The sequence below is a fragment of the Candidatus Blastococcus massiliensis AP3 genome, assembly GCF_000582785.1.
In the GTDB taxonomy this organism is placed as follows: domain Bacteria; phylum Actinomycetota; class Actinomycetes; order Mycobacteriales; family Geodermatophilaceae; genus Blastococcus; species Blastococcus massiliensis.
On record NZ_HG931174.1, the window covers coordinates 549,836 to 571,823 of the forward strand.

The following is a 21,988-nucleotide window of genomic DNA, read 5'->3' on the forward strand; positions in this document are numbered from 1 at the left end:
TCGCCTGCGGGGCCCCTCCGTCACTCAGCGGCGATCACTGCCGCCAGTCGTACTCCTCGAGACGCACGGCCTCGCCGGTGCCCTGACCGAAGACGTCCGGGCTGTAGTACTGCCCGTCGTCGTAGCCGGCCATGGTGTAGACCGCGGCCCGAGCCTCCTCGGTCGGCTCGACCGTGATGTTCCGGTAGCGGCTGATACCCGTACCCGCCGGGATCAGCTTTCCGATGATCACGTTCTCCTTGAGCCCGAGCAGGCTGTCGCTCTTCCCCTGGATCGCGGCGTCGGTGAGCACCTTGGTCGTCTCCTGGAAGGAGGCGGCCGACAACCACGACTCGGTCGCGAGCGAGGCCTTGGTGATGCCCATGAGCACCGGACGGGCCGAGGCCGGCTCGCCGCCCTCGGCGACGACGCGGCGGTTCTCGGTCTCGAACAGCGTCCGCTCGACCAGCGCACCGGGCAGGAACTCCGTCGCGCCCGAGTCGATGATGGTCACCCGCTTCAGCATCTGGCGGATGATCACCTCGATGTGCTTGTCGTGGATCGACACACCCTGCGACCGGTAGACCTCCTGGACCTCGCGGACCAGGTGCAGCTGCACCTCGCGCGGGCCCATGATGCGCAGCACCTCGTGCGGGTCCACCGCACCCTCGGTCAGCTGCTCGCCGACCTCGACGTGGGCGCCGTCCTCGACCCGCAGCCGCGACCGGCGCGACAGCTTGTCGATGACGACCTCGTCGGAGCCGTCGTCCGGGGTGATGGTGAGCTTGCGGAACTGCTCGCCGTCCTCGATCCGGATCGTGCCGGCCAGCTCCGCGATCGGCGCCTTGCCCTTGGGGACGCGGGCCTCGAAGAGCTCCACCACACGCGGCAGACCGTGGGTGATGTCGGCACCGGCCACACCACCGGTGTGGAAGGTGCGCATCGTCAGCTGCGTGCCGGGCTCGCCGATCGACTGGGCGGCGATGATGCCGACCGCCTCGCCGACGTCCACGAGCTTGCCCGACGCCAGCGACCGGCCGTAGCAGGTGGCGCAGGTGCCCAGCAGGGACTCGCAGGTCAGGACGCAGCGGACCTTGACCTCCGAGACCCCGGCGTCGATCAGCGTCTGGATGAGGACGTCACCCAGGTCGGCGTTGGCCGGGGCGATGACCGTCCCGTCCTCGGCCACCACGTCGGCGGACAGGGCGCGGGCGTACACGCTGGTCTCGACGTGCGCGTCCCGCGTGACCTTCCCGTCGACGACGGTGCCGATCGGCATGACGACGCCGCGGTCGGTGCCGCAGTCCTCCTCGCGGATGATGACGTCCTGCGAGACGTCCACCAGACGACGGGTGAGGTACCCGGAGTCGGCGGTGCGCAGGGCGGTGTCCGCCAGGCCCTTGCGGGCGCCGTGCGTGGAGATGAAGTACTCCAGCACGGACAGACCCTCCCGGAAGTTGGCCTTGATCGGCCGCGGGATGATCTCGCCCTTCGGGTTGGCGACCAGACCACGCATACCGGCGATCTGGCTGATCTGCATCATGTTGCCTCGGGCGCCCGAGTTGACCATGACCCAGACCGGGTTGGTGGTCGGGAAGTTGTCCACCATCGCCTGGCTGACCTCGGCCCGCGCGCGGGTCCAGATCTCGATCAGCTCGCCACGACGCTCGGCGTCGGTGATGACACCGCGCTCGTACTGCTTCTCGATCTTGGCGGCCTCGGCCTCGTGCCGGTCCATGATCTCCCGCTTGGCCGGCGGGGTGACCACGTCGTCGATCGCGATCGTGACGCCCGAGCGGGTCGCCCAGCGGAAGCCGGCAGCCTTGAGGGCGTCCAGCGTCGCCGCCACCTGCACCTTGGGGTAGCGCTCGGCGAGGTCGTTGACGATCGCCCCGAGCTCCTTCTTGGGCACCTGGTAGTTGACGAAGCGGTAGTCCTCGGGCAGTGCCTCGTTGAACAGCACCCGGCCCAGACTCGTCCGCACGGTCGCCGGCTGGCCGGGGGTCCAGTCCTCCGGCTGCTCCCATGCCTCGTTCGCCTTGCCGTTGTCGACGCCGTAGACCTCGTCGAGACGGATGAGCGCCCGCTCCTGCAGCCCCAGCGCACCCATGTCGTAGGCCATGAGCGCCTCGGCGGCCGAGGCGTAGGCGGCCGGCTGACCACCGTCGGCCTCGTGCCGGCTCGGCACCAGGGTCGTCAGGTGGTACAGGCCCAGCACCATGTCCTGGGTCGGCGCGGTGATCGGACGACCGTCGGCCGGGCTCAGGATGTTGTTGCTCGACAGCATCAGGACGCGGGCCTCGGCCTGCGCCTCGGCCGACAGCGGCAGGTGCACCGCCATCTGGTCACCGTCGAAGTCCGCGTTGAACGCGGTGCAGACCAGCGGGTGGATCTGGATGGCCTTGCCCTCGACCAGCTGCGGCTCGAAGGCCTGGATGCCCAGGCGGTGCAGCGTCGGCGCACGGTTGAGCAGCACCGGGTGCTCGGTGATGACCTCTTCCAGCACGTCCCACACGACCGGGCGGGCCCGCTCGACCATCCGCTTGGCGGACTTGATGTTCTGCGCGTGGTTGAGGTCGACCAGCCGCTTCATGACGAAGGGCTTGAAGAGCTCCAGGGCCATCTGCTTGGGCAGACCGCACTGGTGCAGCTTCAGCTGCGGGCCGACGACGATGACCGAACGGCCGGAGTAGTCGACGCGCTTGCCGAGCAGGTTCTGGCGGAACCGGCCCTGCTTGCCCTTGAGCAGGTCGCTCAGGGACTTGAGGGGACGGTTGCCCGGGCCGGTGACCGGCCGGCCGCGACGGCCGTTGTCGAACAGCGCGTCCACGGACTCCTGGAGCATCCGCTTCTCGTTGTTCACGATGATCTCGGGAGCGCCGAGGTCGAGCAGTCGCTTCAGCCGGTTGTTCCGGTTGATCACGCGGCGGTACAGGTCGTTCATGTCGCTCGTGGCGAAGCGGCCACCGTCGAGCTGCACCATCGGGCGCAGGTCCGGCGGGATGACCGGCACGCAGTCGAGCACCATGCCCATGGGCGAGTTGCGCGTCTGCTGGAACGCCGCCACGACCTTGAGCCGCTTGAGGGCCCGCAGCTTGCGCTGGCCCTTGCCGCTGCGGATGGTCTCGCGCAGCGAGGCGGCCTCGGCGTCCAGGTCGAAGCCGGCGAGCAGCTTCTGCAGCGCAGCGGCACCCATGCCGCCCTCGAAGTACTCACCGAAGCGGTCGCGCAGCTCGCGGTAGAGGCTCTCGTCCGCGATCAGCTGCTTGACCTCGAGCTTGCGGAAGGTGTCCATCACCTCGTCGAGGCGGTCGATCTCCCGCTGGGCGCGGTCGCGCAGCTGGCGCATCTCGCGCTCGCCACCCTCGCGCACCTTGCGGCGCACGTCGGACTTGGCACCCTCGGCCTCGAGCTCGGCGAGGTCGGCCTCCAGCTTCTGCTGGCGGGCCTCGACGTCGGCGTCGCGCCGGCCCTCGAGGTTGGACTTCTCGGCGCTGATCTCGGCCTCGACGGTCGGGAGGTCGCGGTGGCGCGCCTCGTCGTCGACCGAGGTGATCATGTAGGCCGCGAAGTAGATGATCTTCTCGAGGTCCTTGGGCGCCAGGTCGAGCAGGTAGCCCAGCCGCGAGGGCACACCCTTGAAGAACCAGATGTGCGTGACCGGCGCGGCCAGCTCGATGTGGCCCATCCGCTCACGACGCACCTTGGCGCGGGTGACCTCGACGCCGCAGCGCTCGCAGATGATGCCCTTGAAGCGCACGCGCTTGTACTTGCCGCAGTAGCACTCCCAGTCCCGGGTGGGACCGAAGATCTTCTCGCAGAAGAGACCGTCCTTCTCCGGACGGAGGGTCCGGTAGTTGATGGTCTCGGGCTTCTTCACCTCACCGTGCGACCACTGGCGGATGTCGTCGCCGGTGGCCAGACCGATGCGGAGCTCGTCGAAGAAGTTGACGTCGAGCAAGGTGGTGACCCCTTTCCGGGGCTAGTTCTTCGCTTCTATGACTTGGGGTGCAGTGCCGGCCGGCCCCGACTGCTCAGGGCCGGCCGACCACCGATCACACGTCTTCGACGGACGAGGGCTCGCGGCGGGACAGGTCGATGCCCAGCTCCTCCGCGGCCCGGAAGACCTCGTCGTCGGTGTCGCGCAGCTCGATCGCGTTGCCGTCGCTGGAGAGCACCTCGACGTTGAGGCAGAGCGACTGGAGCTCCTTGAGCAGCACCTTGAACGACTCGGGGATGCCCGGCTCGGGGATGTTCTCGCCCTTGACGATCGCCTCGTACACCTTGACGCGGCCGAGGATGTCGTCGGACTTGATGGTGAGCAGCTCCTGCAGCGCGTAGGCCGCGCCGTAGGCCTGCATCGCCCAGCACTCCATCTCACCGAAGCGCTGACCACCGAACTGCGCCTTACCACCCAGCGGCTGCTGCGTGATCATCGAGTACGGGCCGGTCGAGCGGGCGTGGATCTTGTCGTCGACCAGGTGCAGCAGCTTCAGGATGTAGACGTAGCCCACGGCAATCGGCTCGGGGAAGGGCTCCCCCGAACGACCGTCGAGCAGCCGGGCCTTGCCCGTCTCCTTGACCATCCGGTTGCCGTCGCGGTTCGGCGTCGTCGAGCCGAGGAGGCCGATGAGCTCGTCCTCCTTGGCGCCGTCGAACACCGGGGTCGCGGTGCGGGTGCCCGGCGCCGCGGACCTGGCCGCCTCGGGCAGGTTGGCCGCCCACTCCGGGGTGCCCTCGACGTCCCAGCCCTGCTTGGCGATCCACCCGAGGTGCATCTCCAGGACCTGGCCGACGTTCATGCGGCCGGGAACACCGAGCGGGTTGAGGACGATGTCGACCGGGGTGCCGTCCTCGAGGAACGGCATGTCCTCCTGCGGCAGGATCTTCGAGATGACGCCCTTGTTGCCGTGGCGTCCGGCGAGCTTGTCGCCGTCGGAGATCTTGCGCATCTGGGCGACGTAGACCCGGATCAGCTCGTTGACGCCGGCGGGCAGCTCGTCGCCGTCCTCGCGGGAGAACACGCGGACGCCGATGACCTTGCCGGACTCACCGTGCTTGACCTTGAGCGACGTGTCGCGGACCTCGCGGGCCTTCTCGCCGAAGATCGCGCGCAGCAGCCGCTCCTCGGGGGTCAGCTCGGTCTCGCCCTTGGGCGTGACCTTGCCGACGAGGATGTCGCCGGGGACGACCTCGGCACCGATGCGGATGATGCCGCGCTCGTCGAGGTCGGCGAGGACCTCCTCGGAGACGTTCGGGATGTCCCGGGTGATCTCCTCGGCACCGAGCTTGGTGTCGCGGGCGTCGACCTCGAACTCCTCGATGTGGATCGAGGACAGGACGTCGTCCTGCACGAGGCGCTGCGACAGGATGATCGCGTCCTCGTAGTTGTGGCCCTCCCACGGCATGAAGGCGACGAGCAGGTTCTTGCCCAGCGCCATCTCGCCCTGGTCGGTGCACGGCCCGTCGGCGATGACCTGACCGACCTCGACCCGCTGCCCCTCGTCCACGACGGGGCTCTGGTTGATCGAGGTGCCCTGGTTCGAGCGGCGGAACTTCAGCAGCCGGTAGGTCTGCCGGGTGCCGTCGTCGGCCATGACCGTCACGTAGTCAGCGGTGGAGTCCTCGACCACGCCGGCCTTCTCCGCGGTGACGACGTCACCGGCGTCGACGGCGGCACGCAGCTCCATGCCGGTGCCGACCAGCGGCGCCTCGCTGCGCAGCAGCGGCACCGCCTGACGCTGCATGTTCGCGCCCATGAGCGCGCGGTTGGCGTCGTCGTGCTCGAGGAACGGGATCATCGCCGTCGCGACCGAGGTCATCTGCCGCGGCGAGACGTCCATGTAGTCCACGTTCTCGGGGGCGAGGTAGTCGACCTCACCACCCTTGGTGCGGACCAGGACGCGCTCCTCGGCGAGGCGGCCCTGCGCGTCGAGCGGGCTGTTGGCCTGCGCGACGACGAAGCGGTCCTCCTCGTCGGCGGTCAGGTAGTCGATCTGGGTGGTGACCTGACCGTTCTCGACCTTGCGGTACGGCGTCTCGATGAAGCCGAAGGCGTTGACCCGGCCGAAGGAGGACAGCGAGCCGATCAGGCCGATGTTCGGGCCTTCCGGCGTCTCGATCGGGCACATGCGGCCGTAGTGGCTCGGGTGGACGTCGCGGACCTCCATGCCGGCGCGCTCACGCGACAGACCGCCCGGACCCAGCGCCGAGAGGCGACGCTTGTGGGTCAGGCCCGCGAGCGGGTTGGTCTGGTCCATGAACTGCGACAGCTGGCTGGTGCCGAAGAACTCCTTGATGGAGGCGACGACCGGCCGGATGTTGATCAGGGTCTGCGGCGTGATCGCCTCGACGTCCTGGGTCGTCATCCGCTCGCGGACCACGCGCTCCATGCGGGAGAGGCCGACCCGGATCTGGTTCTGGATCAGCTCGCCGACGGTGCGCAGGCGGCGGTTGCCGAAGTGGTCGATGTCGTCGGTCCCGTGGTCGGGCTCGCCGGCGTGGAGACGCACGACGTACTCGATGGTGGCGACGATGTCGTCCTCGGTCAGCGTGCTGGTGCCCTGGGGCACGGAGACGCCCAGCTTCTTGTTGACCTTGTAGCGGCCGACCTTGGCGAGGTCGTAGCGCTTGGGGTTGAAGAAGAGGTTCTCCAGCAGCGCCTGGGCGGACTCACGCGTCGGCGGCTCGCCCGGACGGAGCTTGCGGTAGATGTCCAGCAGCGCCTCGTCCTGCCCGGCGATGTGGTCCTTCTCCAGGGTGGCCAGGACCGTCGGCGACCACTGGAAGTGCTCGCGGATGCGGTCCTCGGTCCAGCCCAGCGCCTTGAGCAGCACGGTGACCGGCTGGCGGCGCTTGCGATCGATGCGGACACCGACGGTGTCGCGCTTGTCGACGTCGAACTCCAGCCACGCACCGCGGCTCGGGATGACCTTGGCGCTGAAGACGTCCTTGTCCGAGGTCTTGTCCAGTGACTTGTCGAAGTAGACGCCGGGGCTGCGGACCAGCTGGGAGACGACGACGCGCTCGGTGCCGTTGATGACGAACGTGCCCTTGTTCGTCATGATCGGGAAGTCGCCCATGAACACCGTCTGGCTCTTGATCTCGCCGGTGGTGTTGTTCATGAACTCGGCGGTGACGAACAGCGGCGCCGCGTAGGTCATGTCCTTGTCCTTGCACTCCTCGAGGGACGCCTTGACGTCCTCGAAGCGCGGGTTGGAGAAGGACAGCGACATCGAGCCGCTGAAGTCCTCGATCGGAGAGATCTCCTCGAGGATCTCGGCGAGGCCGCCGACGGCAGCCGCCTGCTCCTCGGGCGAGAGCGTCTCGCGCCACTCGGGGCTGCCGATCAGCCAGTCGAACGACGCCGTCTGCAGCGCCAGCAGATCCGGGACCGCGAGCGGCTCGGAGATCTTGGCGAACGAGACGCGCAGCGGAGCGCCGGGGATCTTCGCCTGGTCGGCCTCGCCGGTGCGGGGGCCGTCCTGCGGGGCCGGGGTGGTGCGGGTGGTGCCGGACTCGGTGGTGCTGGGGTTGATGCTGGTGGGGCGAGAGCCTGCCAAGATGCGTCCTTCCAAGGACCTCACGACGTGCCAATGTGAACGGGGCGGGTTCGGCGGTGTCGACTCCGGGTCGTCGTCGGTAATGGCGAGGCTGTCCGCGACGGCCGCGAACGCCCGGATCGAGGGTCGACGCGGGATCGCCCGGTTGGTTCCCGGGCACCCGACGTGACCCGTCTCAGCGGGCAGGCAGTCAGAGGGCAGCGCAACAGGAGACCCTACCCCTGCTGTTGCGCGCTGTCCACGTCGGGGGTACCGGTGCGACCGGTGCCACACGGTGTCGCGGCGCGGTCCGGGGACGGACCGGCAGGGGCGGTGCGGACCCCATGATGCCAGCCGCGGGGCCCCCGTGGCACCGCCACGCCGAGTGGTCCCCCGCGGGGCCCGCCGCGAGTGGAAGGCCCCGGTCCTCCGTCAGGAGGTGCTCAGGATGATGGCCTCGCTCAGCTTCCACTCACCGTCGACCTGGACGACCGTGACCCGCAGCGTGTAGATGCAGGCCGACGTGCCGGTCGCGGTCCGGCACTCCGAGCCCGGCGGGGCCGGCTGGGTCCCGGCGTTCGTCGACTCGACGACCAGTTCACCGAAGACGACGAGGGTTGCGGTGTCCTGGGCCTCGTTGACCTGCTGGAGGCCGACGTCGGTCACGTCGTAGCGGCCCTTGGCCGACGCCTGCTCGTACTGGTCGACGAGCGTGTCCTGCCACGTCTGCTCCTGCTGCTCGCGCAGTTCGCCGGTGGTGACGTCGAGCTTGCGCTGGATGCTGCCCTCGGAGTCCTCGTAGTCGTAGGCGTAGAGCGCCTCGACGCCGTTGCGGGCGGCGGCGAAGATCTCGGGATTCACCGTGGTCGGGTTCAGCCGCTGCCACAGCAGCAGCCCGGCACCGGCCGCGGTGATCAGGCACAGGAGCGCGAGCGTCAGGGCGAGGACGGGCACCCGGCGCCGGGCGGTGGTCGTCGTGCCGGCGGGCGACGATCCCGCGGCACGGGAGGTGCGCGGCCGGGCCGACGACGCCGGGCGGGACGAGGCCTCCGGGGTCGGGGCGGCGCTCGTCGCGGCTCCCTCGGTGGGGGCCAGGTCGTCCCCGGCAGGGGCCGGGTCGTCGCGGTCGCGGCGGCTGCCCGCCACGCGGGGACGCGGGCTGGGGCGAGCGGGGCCGCCGCCGCGCGTCCGGGGCGTGGGACGGGGCCGGTTCTCGGAGTTCTCGGTCATCTCCCGGTCACCGCCCCGAGATCCCGGACAGCAGCCAGCGGTCGTCGACCTTCTCCAGCGTCACCTGGATGCGCGACTTCTCGATCACCGGCCGCGGCTCGACCGCGTTCTCGCTCGTCGCCGCGACGAGCAGCATGACCGTGGCCTCCTTCTCGTCGGCCCGGGTGATCCCCGCCCCGATGACCTCGGTGTTGGCCACCAGCTCGAACTGGGTGATGTTCTCGCGCTGCCCCTCGAACTCCTCGACGGCCTGCTCGGTGAAGTCGCCGGTCGTCACCCGGCGGATCTGCTCGAGGTCGTCGTCGAGGGTCAGGTGGTCGAAGGAGGCGATGTCGACGACGGCCGACCGAGCCGCCTGCAGCGCCGAGGCGTAGTCGGCCGTGCTCACCGGGGAGTCGTCGGGTCGGGTGAACCACAGGTAGGCCGTCGCGGCGAGGAGCAGCACCAGCAGGACGCCGAGGACCGGCACCAGCGGAAGGGTGAGCCGGCCGCGGGTGCGCCCGCTGCCGGCTTCCTCGCCGGACGCCTTCTCACCCGTGCCCGGCTCGTCCGTGCCCGGGTCCTCCGTCCCCTGGCCGGCCGGCGCGTTGCGCTCGTCCGTCCCGTCGCCGACCGAGGAGGGCACGTCGCCCTCCTCGTCGCGCGTTCGCGCCTCCGTGTCGCTCGTCACTCGCGTCATTCTCCTGGTTCTCGACCGGCCGGTTCCGCAGGCATGCCGGGGTCAGCCCGTCACGGTCGCGAAGGGGGTGGTCTTGAAGAGCCCGTGCAAGGGGTTGGGGAGACCGCCGGGCGGCGGCGGGAGGCTGCCACCGGCCTCCTCCTCCGGCGTGGTCGAGCCGCGGCCACCGCTCCGTCCGATGTTCTGCTCGCCGCGGATGTTGCTGCCGTTCTCGTCGACCTCGTCGCCCGGGTTCGGGTCGACGCCGTTGACGACGTCGCACCGCACCGCATCGGTGTTGACGCTCTCGACCGCCCCCTGCGTGGGTGTGCTCGAGCTGGGCACGTAGCCGCTCACGCACGAGTGCGGGTCTCCGGCGTTGAGCACGAAGCCGAAGTGGGAGCGCAGCACCCCGTCCGCGTCCCGGCGGACGACGGTGAACCCGCCGGTCACCGCGTCGGGATAGGTCACCAGCATCTGGCGGATGCCGTCGAGCCGCGGGATCTGGACGCCGTTGAGGATGTCGAGGTTGCGCACCAGCGAGCCGAGCCCCGGGCCGGCCTGGTCCACCAGGTCCTGGAGCGACTGCCCGGCATCCGGGGCGTTGACCACGATCTCGCGCAGGTCTGGGTCCATGTCCACGAGCGTGTCGGTGAACAGCCGCAGGTCGGACGCCCACTGACGGATCGCCGACCGGCTCTCCCGCTGGGTGTCCAGCACGGTCTGCGAGTCGACGATGAGGTCCAGGGTCCGCGGGAGGGACTCCTGGGCGCGGGCGAGGAGCAGGTCCCCGTTGTCGATGAGCCGACCCAGGTCCTCCCCCGCGCCCTCGAACGCGCGGCCGAGCTCCTCGACGACGATCCGCAGGTTCTCCTCGTCCAGCGACCCGACGAGCCCGTCGAGGTGGAGCAGCATCTGCTCCACCGGCACCGGGATGCTGGTCCGCTCCTGGGGGATGACCGCGCCGTCCTCGAGGTACGGCTCACCCTCGCCGGCGGGCCGGAGGATGACGTACTGCTCCCCCACCGCGCTGCGGGTCGCCACCGTCGCGTCGGTGTCGGCGGGGATGGGCTCGGCGTCCGGGTCGATCCGCAGGACGACCCGGACCCCGTCGTCGACCAGCTTCATGTCGGTCACGCGGCCCACCGCGACGCCGCGATAGGTGACCTCCGCGTTGACGAAGATGCCACCGGAGTCCTCGAAGTCCGCGGACACCTCGTAGGAGCCGCCCAGCACGATGCGGTCCAGCCCCACGTAGGTGAACCCGAGGTACGCCATGCCGACCACGGCGAGGGTCACGAAGGCGACCAGCCTGACCTTGGTGCTCCGCGCGATCACTGCCCCACCTCACCCAGGTTCAGCGTGCCCACCGGACCGGAGGGCAGCTCGCCGCCGGGCAGCTGCTCGACGACGCGGCCGCCACCGAGCTGCTCGAGCAGCGAGAAGCCGCCCCCGGGTGCCGCGGTCCCGGGGGGGTCGTCCGCTCCTCCCCCGGTGGCGCCCGCCGCCGTCCCGCCGGGCTCGCTGCCGCACTTGCCCTGGGCGATGGCGTCCTGCAGCGGCAGCTCGATCAGGGCCCCGGCCTGGTCGATGACGTACCGGCACAGCAGCTGGGTCAGGTCCAGGTTGACCGTCGCCGTCATGTTCGCGAAGAGCGCGACGCCACCCGACTGCGCCTGGCGGTAGTTCAGGGCCGTCAGGGAGCTGTCCGGGAAGGGGTAGGTCAGCAGGAGCTCCAGGGACCGGCCGAGGTTGGGTCCTGCCGCCGCCAGCTGGGTCAGGATCGGCTGGAGCAGCCTCAGGTCCTCGACGGTGTTGGCCGCGGACTGGTTGATGATGCGGGTGCCCACGTCACCGAGCCGGGCGAGCCCCTCCAGCATCGAGACCAGCAGGTCGCGCTGCTCGTTGATGACGTCGAGGCCGGGCCCGATGGTGTCGAGCGCGTTCTCGATGGTGGCGGTCCGGCCGGCGAGCGTGATGGCCAGTTCGTTCGCGCGGTCGAGGGCCCGGTTGATCTCCGCGCGCTGCTCGTCCAGCCCGCCGATGAAGGTGTCGAGCTGGTTCAGCGTGTCCTTGATCTCGGCCTCGCGCCCCTCCAGGGCGTCCCCGAGCTCGCGGTTGATCGTCTGCAGCTGGGCCAGCCCGCCGCCGTTGAGGACCAGCGAGAGCGCCCCGAGGAGCTCCTCGACCTCGACATTGCGGTTGGTGCGGTCGAGGGTGATGCGCGCGTCGTCGCCGAGGCGACCCCGGGGCTCCTCCGTGCCGGGAGGCGCCAGCTCGACGAACTTCTCGCCCAGGAGCGAGGTCTGCTGGATGGCCGCCACCGCGTTGGCCGGGAGCTCGACGTCCCGGTTGACGGTGATGGTCACGACCGCGGTCCAGTCCTCCTCGTCCAGCTCGATGGAGTCCACCCGTCCGACCGGCACGTCGGCGACCCGCACCCCGGACTGCGGCACGAGGTCGAGCACGTCGAGGAACTCCACCTCGACGGTGTACGGGTCGTCACCGACGTCGGCACCACCGGGCAGGTTGAACGACGACGCCCCCCGGAAGCCGCAGCCACCGAGCAGGAGGACGCCGGCCGCGAGGGCTCCGGCCCGCTGCACTCGCCGGTTCACGGGGCACCCACCGGGAGGACGCCGGGCAGCAGACCCCCGCCACCGGCACCACCGCCGCCCCCACCGCCGAGGAGTGCCTGCCGCAGCTCCTCGTAGTCGGGGATGCCGTTGCCGTTGAGGTCGTCCAGGCTCCCGTCGGCGTTGGCGTCACCGGAGAGCAGCCGGGCGCAGATCTCGTTGACGCCGTCCCGCACCGGGCCCGTGGGGTCGGGCAGGGGCAGGGGCAGGTCGAGCTCGAGGTCGACCCGGCCGATCTGGGCCAGGGCTCCGCAGACGACGACCTCGGCGTTGAGCGCGCCCAACCCGTTGTCGCGGGTGTCCAGGGTCCCGTAGTCGGGGTTGTAGGCGCGCGCCAGGTTGCCCAGCGCGGCGGGTGCCACGTCCAGCACCTCGGCGAGCTTGGTCCGCTGCTGCACCAGGACGAGGGTGACGTCGGCCAGCCGGTTCACGTTGGTGGTCAGCAGGCTCGTGTTGTCGCGGACGAAGACGGCGACCTGGCCGAGCGCGTCGCTGAGCAGGGACACCGCCTCCTGGAGGTCCGCCCGCTCGTCGGCCAGGAGCTGGCTCACCGCGGCCATGTTCTGGTTGAACTGGCCGACCTGGACGTCGATCTGGGCCAGCGCCGAGGTGAACGTCTGCAGGTTGTCCAGGGAGTCGAAGAGGTGGTCGCGGTTCTCCGCGAGCGTCTCCACGGCCTGCGAGAAGCCGGTCAGGGTGCGGTTGAGCGTCTCCCCGTTGCCCTCGAGGTTCGCCGCGCCGACGTCGACCAGGTCCGACAGGGCGCCGTCCGCGTTGGCCCCGTTCGGCCCGAGGGCCTCCGACAGCTCGTCGAGGGCGGCGTACACGGCGTCGAGCTCCACCGGGATCCCGGTGCGCTCCAGCGGCACCTCCGCGCCGTCCTCCATCGTCGGCCCCCCGTCGTACACCGGCGAGAACTGCACGTACCTGTCCGAGACCAGGGAGGGCGCGAGGACGATCGCGTTGGCGTCGGCCGGCACGTCGTAGTCCTCGTCGATGCTCATGTCCACCCGGACCTTGTCGCCCATCGGGACCACGTCGTCGACGGTCCCGATGGCGATGCCCAGGACCCGGACGTCCGAGCCCGGGTAGAGGCCGACCGTCTCGGTGAACCACGCCGTCACGCGGTACTGACCGACCGGGCGCAGGATCGTCCATCCCAACGCCACGAGCAGGACGACGGCCGCGCCGATCGCCACCGCGCGCTGCAGCGAGCCACTCATCACTGACCTCCCGGGGTGCATCCGGTGACCGGGGTCTCTGTCTCGCTGCAGACGGCGGCGCCGACGATGGAGGGGATCAGGTCGTTGACGAAGCTGTCGAACCAGCGCCCGGTGCCGAGCGCGTTGGTGAACACCCGGACGAAGGGCGCGAGCTCCTGCACCGTCTCCGCGAGCGCGGCCCGGTTGCGCGACAGGATGTCGGTGACCCGGGACAGCTGCTGCAGCGCCGGGGTGAGCACCTCGCGGTTGTCGGCCACCAGGCCCGAGAGCTGCCGGGCCAGCTCCTGCGTGCTGGTCAGGATCGAGTCGATCAGCTCGCGACGCTCCTGGACCTCCGTCAGCAGCGTGTTGGAGTCCAGGATCAGCTGGGTGAACTCGCCGTTGCGGTCGGCCAGCACCTGGGTCACGTCCCGCGTGGCCGACAGCAGCTGCCGCAGCTCGGCGTCCCGGGAGGCGATGGTGTCGGACAGCCGGGCCAGCCCCTCCAGCGAGGTGCGCACCTCGTCGGGGGTCTCGGAGAAGGTCTCCGACAGCACGTCGAAGCTGGCCGCCAGCTGACCGGTGTCGATCTGCTGGACCGTCGCCGACAGGTCGGCGAACGCCTCCACGACGTCGTACGGCGAGGCGGTGCGCTCCAGCGGGATGCGCTCGTCGGGATCCAGCGCCTCCGCTCCGCGCGGCACGAGGGCGACGTACTTGGCGCCGAGGACCGTCTCGATCTTGATCGCCGCCTCCGACCGGTCACCGACGAAGGTGTCCTTGATGCGGAGCTCGACGGTCACCGCGCCGTCCTCCAGCGCCATGCTCTCGACCGAGCCGACCTTCACCCCGGCGACCCGGACCGCGTCGTCGGGCCTGAGGCCGGCGGCCTCGGAGAACTGGGCCTTGTAGACCGTGCCCCCGCCGATCAGCGGCAGGGACTGCGCGTTGAACGCCAGGTACACCAGGACGGCGATCACGGTCATGCTGATCGCCCCGATGACGACCGGGTTCTTGTCGCGGAAGTTCGACGAGCGAGCCATCAGCCGCACCCCTCCGCTCCGCTTTCGAACTGGAACTCCCGGGCGATCGGCTGCTGCGCCGGGTCGAGCGGGTTGCCGGGGAGGGTGACCGTGCCGCCGGCGCTGCACATGAAGAAGTTGAACCAGCTGCCGTTGATGGCGGTCCGGGTGGTCAGGTCGAGCTTCACCGGCGCCGTCTGCAGGAACCGCTCGACGAGGTCGCCGGTGTCGGCCAGGTTGCCCGACAGGTCGCCCAGCGCGCGGATGTCCGCGGTCAGCGGAGCCCGGACGTCCTCGAGGAAGTCGGTGGTCGAGACGGCCAGCTCGTCGATCGTCTGGAGGGAGTCGAAGATCGCCTCGCGATCTCCGGCCAGGCCGGTGACGAACTGCTGGAGGCTGACCACCAGGTCCGACAGCTGCTGGTCGCGGTCGGCGAGCGTGCCCATCACGGTCGTGAGGTTGTCGATCACGCTGCCGATCACCCGGTCGCGGTCGGCGAGGCTGTTGGTCAGCGAGCCCACGTGCGCGAGCAGGCTCTCCATGGTGCCGCCCTCGCCCTGGAACACCTGGATGATCTCGAAGGACACCCGGTTGACGTCCGCCGGTGAGAGCGCCTGCAGCAGCGGCTGGAAACCGCCGAACAGCACGGTGAGGTCGAGGGCGTTGGTGGTCTGGGCGAGCGGGATGACCGCGCCCTCCTCGAGGGTGCTGCCACCCGACCCCTCGCCCTCGGTGAGGGAGATGTAGCGCTGCCCGACGAGATTCCGGAACTTGATGGTCGCCTCCACCTTGGACGGCAGGGGCAGGTCGGCGTCGACCTCCAGATCCACCTCGGCGACGGGGCGGTCGGTCGCGTCCTCGAGAGCGATCGCCACGACCTGTCCGACGCGGACGCCGGCGATCCGCACCTCGTCGCCCTCGACCAGCCCGGCGACGTCGCTGAACTGGGCCTTGTAGACCACCTGATCGCCGTAGCCGGCGTTGGTGATGGTCGCGACCAGCGCGTACGAGGCCATGATGGTCACCAGGGCGAAGGCGGCCAGCTTGACCAGCGGGGCGGCCAGACCGCGCAGCTTGTCCTTCATCGCAGCATCACGGTCTTCCCCCGCAGGAGGGGCGCCAGGACGGCTGCCCCGTTGTCGGAGACGTCCTCGGGATCGCTACCGCTGTGGTAGGCGAGGATGCTCTTCACGAACTCCAGTTCGGCGGCCGAACCCGGTAGCGCGCCGGGCAGGGAGTTGCCCACGCCGCCCGCCCGGTTCCGGGGGACGTTGTCCGGGTTCCCGCCGTCATCGGCTCCCCCTGCGTAGCAGGCCGGCTCGTCGCGCAGCTCGCTCTCCGGGCTCTCGATGCCGTCCAGCGGCGGGTAGGGGCAGTAGAACTCGCCGGCTGCCGCCTGCGCGATCTCGCCGTCGATGTCGTCCAGGCCGCGGCAGTCCGGGGGTGCGTTGTCGGCGTAGATCGGCTGGTCGCCGGGCTGGTAGGCGTTCCGCGGCGGCAGCGTGAACACGATGTTGAGGTTCAGCGCGGGATCGCCGTCGGCCCCGAACGTCTCGCCGATCCGCGGGACCGACCGCGCCAGCCCGTCGAGCAGGCACGGGTAGACCGGCGAGTACTCCGCGAACAGGCCGAGGACGGGGAGGGAGGTCTCCGCGACCGAGATCAGGTTGCGCTCGTTGCGCTCCAGGAATCCCGCCGTGACATTGGACGAGCTGGTGCCGACCGTGAACGTCCGGCGCAGCTGCTCGGCCTGGTCGACCACCGTCGTGTTCGTGACCGCGAGGTTGTCCAGGACCGCGAGCAGGTCGTCGGCCGCGCCGTCGTAGGTCTCGGCGAAGTCCGCGAGCCCGGAGATGTCGGCCTGCAGCTCGGGGAGCACCGTGTTGATCTCCCCGAAGTACTCACCGACGCTGGCCAGGTTGGCGCCCAGGTCGTCGCCCCGCCCGCGCAGCGCGTCGGCGACCGCCCCCAGGGTGAAGGACAGGTCGTCCGGGTGGACGGCCTGCAGCAGGGGCAGCGTGTTGTCGATGACGCGCTGGAGCTCGATGGCGTTCTCGCTGCGGTCCTGACCGATGACGTCGCCGTCGGCCAGCCGTTCCCGGGAGGGCTGCTCGGGCAGCTCGAGGGACACGTAGCGCTCGCCGAAGAGCGTCTTCGGCAGCAGCCGCGCCGTCACGTCGGCGGGGATCTGGTCGAGGTGGTCGGGGTCGATCGCGAGCTCGAGCGTCGCCCCGTCGGCGTCGCCCGCGACGTCGCGGACCTCGCCGACGATGACCCCGCGGACCTTGACGTCCGACGCGGGCTGCAGCTGGCTGCCCGCCGTCTCGGTCTCGAGCGTCACCATCGCCACCTCGGTGAACACCTTGTTGTACTGGGCGACCGCGAGCCCCAGCAGCAGGGTGAGGACAGCCAGGAAGGCCACCCCCTGGAGACGCCGACGGATCCTCCCGCTCATGGCCGCATCACCCCGCGATCCGGACGGTCGTCGTCGAGCCCCAGATGGCCAGGGACAGGAACAGGTCGATGATGTTGATCGCCACGATCGAGAACCGCACGGCCCGGCCCACGGCCAGTCCCACGCCGGCGGGACCGCCGCCGGCCCGGTAGCCGTAGTAGCAGTGGGTCAGGATGACCACGACGGCGAACACGAGGACTTTGAGGAACGACCAGAGCACGTCCTCCGGTGGGAGGAACAGGTTGAAGTAGTGGTCGTAGGTGCCCGCCGACTGGCCGTAGGCCTGGGTCGCGATGAGCCGGGTGGCGAAGTAGCTGGTGAGCAGGCCGAGCACGTACAGCGGGATGACGGCGATGAACCCGGCGATGATCCGGGTGGTGACGAGGAAGGGCAGCGAGGGCACCCCCATCACCTCGAGCGCGTCGATCTCCTCGTTGATCCGCATCGCGCCGATCTGCGCGGTGAACCCGCAGCCGACCGTGGCCGACAGCGCCACGCCCGCGACGAGCGGGGCGATCTCGCGGGTGTTGAAGTACGCCGAGAGGAAGCCGGTGAACGCCGCCGTCCCGAGCTGGTCCAGCGCGGCATAGCCCTGGAGGCCGACCGCGGAACCGGTGAAGAAGGACAGGGCGGCGATGACGCCGACGGTGCCGCCGATGACCGCCAGCGCACCGCTGCCGAAGGTGACCTCGGAGAGCAACCGGAAGGTCTCCCGCTTGTACCGCCGCAGCGTGCGCGGGGTCCACGCCAACGCCCGCGCGTAGAACGACATCTGGTCGCCGAGGTCCTCGAGCGTGTCCAACGGCCGCTTGTAGACCATGCGGACGACGCGCCGCGTCCCGACCTTGATCCGGTCCACCGGTGAGAGCAGCGCCATGTCACTGCCCCTTCGGTGGGACGAGTTGGAAGTAGATCGCGGTCATCACGAAGTTCACGGCGAACAGCAGCATGAAGGTGATGACCACGGACTGGTTGACGGCGTCCCCCACGCCCTTGGGCCCACCTCCGGCGTTGAGCCCCTTGTACGACGCGACGATGCCGGCGATCAGCCCGAAGACCAGGGCTTTGATCTCGGAGGCCCAGAAGTCCTCGACCTGGGCGAGCGCGCTGAACGACGCCAGGTAGGCGCCGGGCGTGCCGCCCTGGAGGACGACGTTGAAGAAGTAGCCGCCCGCCGTGCCGACCACGCTGACCAGGCCGTTGAGCAGGACGGCGACGAGCATCGCGGCGAGCACCCGGGGCACGACCAGGCGCTGGATGGGGCTGATGCCCAGGACCTCCATCGCGTCGATCTCGTCGCGGATCTTGCGCGCGCCCAGGTCGGCGCAGATCGCCGATCCGCCGGCGCCGGCGATCAGCAGCGCCGTGACGATGGGGCTGGCCTCTCGCACCACCGCGAGGACGGATGCCGAGCCGCTGAACGACTGCGCGCCCAGCTGACGGGTCAGCGACCCCAGCTGCAGGGCGATGACCGCGCCGAAGGGGATGGCCACCAGCGCGGTCGGGATGATGGTGACGCTGGCGACGAACCAGGCCTGCTGGATGAACTCGCGGAGCTGGAACGGGCGCTTGGGGAGCGCCTTCATGACGTCCAGGGCGAACGCGAAGAGGTTCCCGCTCGCGGCGAGAGGCCGGGTGGGCGAGAACTTGCCGTCCAGCAGCCCCGGCGCCTTCGGTTCCTCCGTCGCCGTCACGAGCCGGCGTCCTGACGTGGCAGGACCTGGGTCGCGGTCGAACCGGAGGCATCGGGCTCGGGAGCCCAGTGCCGGCCACCGCTGCCCTGCGTCGGTGTGAACGCCCCCGAGTCCGCCTGCGCCAGCAGGTCCTCGGGCAGCGAGGCCCGGATCGCCTCCTGCGTGTCCTCGTCGAACTCGTGGAGCATGCGGGCCACCCGCTCCTGCCGACGACGTTCGGCCTTGCGCTCCGGCAGCCCCTCGGTGGGGGTCAGCTGCGGCGGCACGGCGTCCCCGCCGCTGGCGCCCTTGGGGCCGACCCCGTTGTGCGCGTCGCCGCCGCGGGCCTCCAGCTCCTTCATCTCCGCCTCGACCTGGGCGACGTCCTTCTCCTCGCTCATGCCGATCGGTCCCTCGCGGCGGCCGTTGAGGAACTGGCGGACGACCGGTTCCTGGGAGGTGAGCAGCTGCTCGCGGGGTCCGAACATGACCAGGTTCCGGCGGAACAGCAGGCCCAGGTTGTCGGGGACGGTGCGGGCGGTGCCGATGTCGTGGGTGACGATCAGGAAGGTGGCGTCGATCTGCGCGTTGAGATCGACGATCAGCTGGTTGAGGTAGGCGACGCGGACCGGGTCGAGGCCCGAGTCCGGCTCGTCGAACAGGATGATCTCGGGGTCGAGCACGAGGGCCCGGGCGAGGCCCGCGCGCTTGCGCATACCGCCGGAGATCTCGCCGGGGAGCTTCTCCTCGGCGCCCTGGAGCCCGACCATGTCCATCTTCTCGAGGACGATGCTCCTGATCTCCGCCTCGCTCTTCTTCGTGTGCTCGCGCAGGGGGAAGGCGATGTTGTCGAAGAGGGTCATCGAGCCGAACAGGGCGCCGTCCTGGAAGAGGACGCCGAAGAGCTTCCGGATCTCGTAGAGCTTGTGCTCGCTGGTCCGCACGATGTCGGTGTCGCTGATGACGATGGAGCCCTTCTCGGGCTTCAGCAGGCCGACCAGCGTCTTCAGGAAGACCGACTTGCCGGTCCCGGAGGGGCCCAGGAGCACGGAGATCTCTCCCGGCGGCAGGGTCAGGGTGACATCGCTCCAGATGTTCTGGCTGCCGAACGACTTCGACAGGTTCTCGACCTCGACTGCGACGCCCACGACTGACTGCCCTCCCGCTCCGGCTTCGCTGCCGGTCCCCGCCCCGCCGCACTGGCGAGCCCCGGCAGTGTGCTGCAGCACGGCCCTGTTCGCATCCGGAAGCCGCGTGCACACCTGACTACTCGTCAGTAACGAACGTGTCGGGGTCAGGTTACGTGGATCACCCCCCAGGTGTGTCCTGGATCTCCCCCGTTCCTCCGGACGGGGGTCCGCCAACCGAGGGCCAGGCACGCAACAGGGGCCGTCCTCCGGCTGGAGGACGGCCCCTGTCGACCGTGCTGGAACGGCCCCGGCGCAGGGTCCCGGCCCGAGCGGAGCGAGGGCTGGGGGGCGCCGGGGTCCTTTACTTGACGGTGACGGTGGCGCCGGCGCCCTCGAGGGCGGCCTTGGCCTTCTCGGCAGCGTCCTTGGCGACCTTCTCCAGGACCGGCTTCGGCGCGTTGTCGACCAGGTCCTTGGCCTCCTTGAGGCCGAGCGAGGTCAGGCCGCGCACCTCCTTGATGACCTGGATCTTCTTGTCACCGGCGCTCTCGAGGATGACGTCGAACTCGTCCTGCTCGGCAGCGGCCTCGGCACCGCCACCGCCGCCACCGGCGGCGGGGGCGGCCGCGACGGCCACGGGGGCAGCCGCGGTGACCTCGAAGGTCTCCTCGAACTGCTTCACGAAGTCGGACAGCTCGAGGAGGGTCATCTCCTTGAACGCGTCGAGCAGCTCCGTGCTGGAAAGCTTGGCCATGTCGATCTCCTTCTGGGTCAGTCGTCGCTGGCCGCGTCGGCGGCCGGCGAGTCGGTCTCGGGGGTGGTGTCAGCAGCAGGTGCGTCGTCAGCGGCAGGAGCCTCGGCAGCCGGAGCGTCGGCGGCCTTCTTCTCCTGCAGCGCGGCGGCGAGGCGGGCGACCTGCGACAGCGGGGCCTGGAACAGCCCCGCAGCCTTGGTCAGGTTGCCCTTCATCGCGCCGGCCAGCTTGGCCAGCAGGACCTCACGGGGCTCGACGTCGGCGAGGCGGGTGACCTCGGAGGCGTCGACCGTGCGGCCGTCGACCACGCCGCCCTTGACGACGAGCAGCGGGTTGGCCTTCGCGAAGTCGCGGAGAGCCTTGGCGCCCTCGACCGGGTCGCCCTCGATGAAGGCGATCGCGGTGGGACCGTTGAGCAGCGGGGCGAGGTCGGAGAAACCGACCGAGTCCGCCGCCCGCTTCGTCAGGGTGTTCTTGACGACGGCGTAGCTGCTGCCCGCACCGAGGGAACGACGCAGCTCGGTCAGCTGCGCCACGGTCAGCCCGCGGTACTCGGTGAGCACCGCCGCACTCGAGTTCTGGAACCGCTCGGTGATCTCGTCGATCACCGCGGCCTTCGCCTGCGTGGGCATGGGCCTCCTCTCGTCTGTCGGGCGACCACTGGCCTTCGCGCGAACGCGGGCGATCGGGTGGCCCCGGAGACGAGGAACGCCCCGGCGCAGGGCGCACGGGGCGAGGAGCGGGCACGGGGCCCGCCTATCGAACCGTCCTCCTGCGCGGGTCGCCCGGAACTCCGGGACCTTCGATCGCACGCGGACGTGCGACGACCAACGGTCTTGGGGGGAACGCCGACAAGAGTACGCGATACGACGACGGGCGCGGCAACCGGCCGGCGAGACCGGCGAGGGCCCCGCAGCACGTGCGCTGCGGGGCCCTCGGAGTCCGTCCTGGACTAGGCGGTCGGCTCGTCCGCCAGCAGGTTCCGGGTGCGGTTCGGGTCGACCGGGATACCCGGGCCCATCGTCGTCGAGATGGTGACCTTCTTGACGTACCGGCCCTTGGCCGACGACGGCTTGGCCCGCAGCACCTCGTCCAGCGCGGCCGCGTAGTTCTCGACGAGCTTGGCCTGGTCGAAGGACGCCTTGCCGATGACCAGGTGCAGGTTGGCCTGCTTGTCGACGCGGAAGTTGATCTTTCCGCCCTTGATGTCGTTGACGGCCTTGGTGACGTCGGGGGTCACCGTGCCGGTCTTCGGGTTCGGCATCAGACCGCGGGGGCCGAGGATGCGGGCGATGCGGCCGACCTTGGCCATCTGGTCCGGCGTCGCGATCGCGGCGTCGAAGTCCAGGAAGCCGCCCTGGATCTTCTCGATCAGGTCGTCCGAGCCGACGACGTCGGCGCCGGCGGCCTCGGCCTCGGCGGCCTTGTCACCGGTCGCGAAGACGATGACGCGGGCGGTCTTGCCGGTGCCGTGCGGCAGGTTCACCGTGCCGCGGACCATCTGGTCGGCCTTGCGCGGGTCGACACCCAGGCGCATGGCCACCTCGACGGTGGCGTCGTAGGAGGTCGTCGACGTCTCCTTGGCCAGCGCTGCGGCCTGGAGCGGGGTGTACAGGTTGTCGCGGTCGACCTTGTCGGCCGCGGCCCGGAACTTCTTGCCGTGCTTCGCCATGGTGGTTCCTCTCCGGGGGCCCTGATGAGCGGAGCC

General features: G+C 70.2%; 16 protein-coding genes. All 16 read right to left on the reverse strand.

Going from position 1 to position 21,988, the window contains the following annotated elements:
- Positions 1 to 34: 34 nt before the first annotated feature.
- The 16 genes from BN344_RS11130 to rplA all read right to left on the reverse strand — a co-directional run bounded on the left by BN344_RS11130 (position 35) and on the right by rplA (position 21,952).
- A complete protein-coding gene (locus BN344_RS11130) occupies positions 35 to 3,940 on the reverse strand; it encodes a DNA-directed RNA polymerase subunit beta' (RefSeq protein ID WP_040338561.1) in 3,906 nt (1,301 codons plus the stop codon).
- Between the two features lie 94 nt (positions 3,941 to 4,034).
- Complete coding sequence (rpoB, locus tag BN344_RS11135) at positions 4,035 to 7,541, reverse strand: DNA-directed RNA polymerase subunit beta (protein WP_040338562.1); 3,507 nt, start codon at positions 7,539 to 7,541, stop codon at positions 4,035 to 4,037.
- 411 nt (positions 7,542 to 7,952) lie between these two features.
- A complete protein-coding gene (locus BN344_RS11140) occupies positions 7,953 to 8,666 on the reverse strand; it encodes a hypothetical protein (RefSeq protein WP_040338563.1) in 714 nt (237 codons plus the stop codon).
- Positions 8,667 to 8,757: 91 nt separating this feature from the next.
- Positions 8,758 to 9,420 (reverse strand): hypothetical protein, encoded by a 663-nt coding sequence (locus tag BN344_RS11145; RefSeq protein ID WP_040338564.1) that lies wholly within the window; start codon positions 9,418 to 9,420, stop codon positions 8,758 to 8,760.
- Between the two features lie 51 nt (positions 9,421 to 9,471).
- Complete coding sequence (locus BN344_RS11150; protein WP_051515800.1) at positions 9,472 to 10,746, reverse strand: MlaD family protein; 1,275 nt, start codon at positions 10,744 to 10,746, stop codon at positions 9,472 to 9,474.
- Positions 10,743 to 12,026 (reverse strand): MCE family protein, encoded by a 1,284-nt coding sequence (locus tag BN344_RS11155; protein ID WP_040338565.1) that lies wholly within the window; start codon positions 12,024 to 12,026, stop codon positions 10,743 to 10,745. The genes BN344_RS11150 and BN344_RS11155 overlap by 4 nt, the downstream gene beginning before the upstream one ends.
- The gene (locus BN344_RS11160) at positions 12,023 to 13,267 is read right to left on the reverse strand and encodes an MCE family protein (RefSeq protein ID WP_040338566.1); all 1,245 of its coding nucleotides are present in this window, start codon (positions 13,265 to 13,267) and stop codon (positions 12,023 to 12,025) included. Before BN344_RS11160 ends, BN344_RS11155 begins: the two co-directional genes overlap by 4 nt.
- On the reverse strand, positions 13,267 to 14,289 hold the full coding sequence (locus tag BN344_RS11165) for an MCE family protein (RefSeq protein ID WP_040339114.1): 1,023 nt from the start codon (positions 14,287 to 14,289) through the stop codon (positions 13,267 to 13,269). The genes BN344_RS11160 and BN344_RS11165 overlap by 1 nt, the downstream gene beginning before the upstream one ends.
- Positions 14,289 to 15,353 (reverse strand): MCE family protein, encoded by a 1,065-nt coding sequence (locus tag BN344_RS11170; RefSeq protein ID WP_081788554.1) that lies wholly within the window; start codon positions 15,351 to 15,353, stop codon positions 14,289 to 14,291. The genes BN344_RS11165 and BN344_RS11170 overlap by 1 nt, the downstream gene beginning before the upstream one ends.
- A complete protein-coding gene (locus BN344_RS11175) occupies positions 15,350 to 16,723 on the reverse strand; it encodes an MCE family protein (RefSeq protein WP_040338567.1) in 1,374 nt (457 codons plus the stop codon). The genes BN344_RS11170 and BN344_RS11175 overlap by 4 nt, the downstream gene beginning before the upstream one ends.
- A 7-nt stretch (positions 16,724 to 16,730) precedes the next feature.
- Positions 16,731 to 17,600 carry an MlaE family ABC transporter permease gene (locus BN344_RS11180; protein ID WP_051515802.1) on the reverse strand — a complete coding sequence of 290 codons (870 nt, stop codon included), beginning with the start codon at positions 17,598 to 17,600 and terminating at the stop codon, positions 16,731 to 16,733.
- Position 17,601: 1 nt separating this feature from the next.
- On the reverse strand, positions 17,602 to 18,417 hold the full coding sequence (locus BN344_RS11185) for an MlaE family ABC transporter permease (protein ID WP_231486738.1): 816 nt from the start codon (positions 18,415 to 18,417) through the stop codon (positions 17,602 to 17,604).
- Complete coding sequence (locus BN344_RS11190) at positions 18,414 to 19,544, reverse strand: ABC transporter ATP-binding protein (protein ID WP_040338568.1); 1,131 nt, start codon at positions 19,542 to 19,544, stop codon at positions 18,414 to 18,416. Before BN344_RS11190 ends, BN344_RS11185 begins: the two co-directional genes overlap by 4 nt.
- 343 nt (positions 19,545 to 19,887) lie before the next feature.
- Positions 19,888 to 20,280, reverse strand: coding sequence for a 50S ribosomal protein L7/L12 (gene rplL, locus BN344_RS11195; protein WP_040338569.1), 393 nt, complete (start codon positions 20,278 to 20,280; stop codon positions 19,888 to 19,890).
- A 17-nt stretch (positions 20,281 to 20,297) separates the two neighbouring features.
- Positions 20,298 to 20,912 (reverse strand): 50S ribosomal protein L10, encoded by a 615-nt coding sequence (gene rplJ / locus BN344_RS11200; protein WP_051515803.1) that lies wholly within the window; start codon positions 20,910 to 20,912, stop codon positions 20,298 to 20,300.
- Between the two features lie 320 nt (positions 20,913 to 21,232).
- A complete protein-coding gene (rplA, locus tag BN344_RS11205; protein WP_040338570.1) occupies positions 21,233 to 21,952 on the reverse strand; it encodes a 50S ribosomal protein L1 in 720 nt (239 codons plus the stop codon).
- Positions 21,953 to 21,988: the final 36 nt, after the last annotated feature.

What these genes read in the sequence shown, in the direction of transcription:
- BN344_RS11165 (WP_040339114.1), bottom strand. Translation starts at nt 14,289, where the DNA reads ATGGCTCGCTCGTCGAACTTCCGCGACAAGAACCCGGTCGTCATCGGG.
- BN344_RS11175 (WP_040338567.1), bottom strand. Translation starts at nt 16,723, where the DNA reads ATGAGCGGGAGGATCCGTCGGCGTCTCCAGGGGGTGGCCTTCCTGGCT.
- rplJ (WP_051515803.1), bottom strand. Translation starts at nt 20,912, where the DNA reads ATGCCCACGCAGGCGAAGGCCGCGGTGATCGACGAGATCACCGAGCGG.
- rplL (WP_040338569.1), bottom strand. Translation starts at nt 20,280, where the DNA reads ATGGCCAAGCTTTCCAGCACGGAGCTGCTCGACGCGTTCAAGGAGATG.
- BN344_RS11170 (WP_081788554.1), bottom strand. Translation starts at nt 15,353, where the DNA reads ATGAAGGACAAGCTGCGCGGTCTGGCCGCCCCGCTGGTCAAGCTGGCC.
- rplA (WP_040338570.1), bottom strand. Translation starts at nt 21,952, where the DNA reads ATGGCGAAGCACGGCAAGAAGTTCCGGGCCGCGGCCGACAAGGTCGAC.
- BN344_RS11180 (WP_051515802.1), bottom strand. Translation starts at nt 17,600, where the DNA reads ATGGCGCTGCTCTCACCGGTGGACCGGATCAAGGTCGGGACGCGGCGC.
- BN344_RS11160 (WP_040338566.1), bottom strand. Translation starts at nt 13,267, where the DNA reads ATGAGTGGCTCGCTGCAGCGCGCGGTGGCGATCGGCGCGGCCGTCGTC.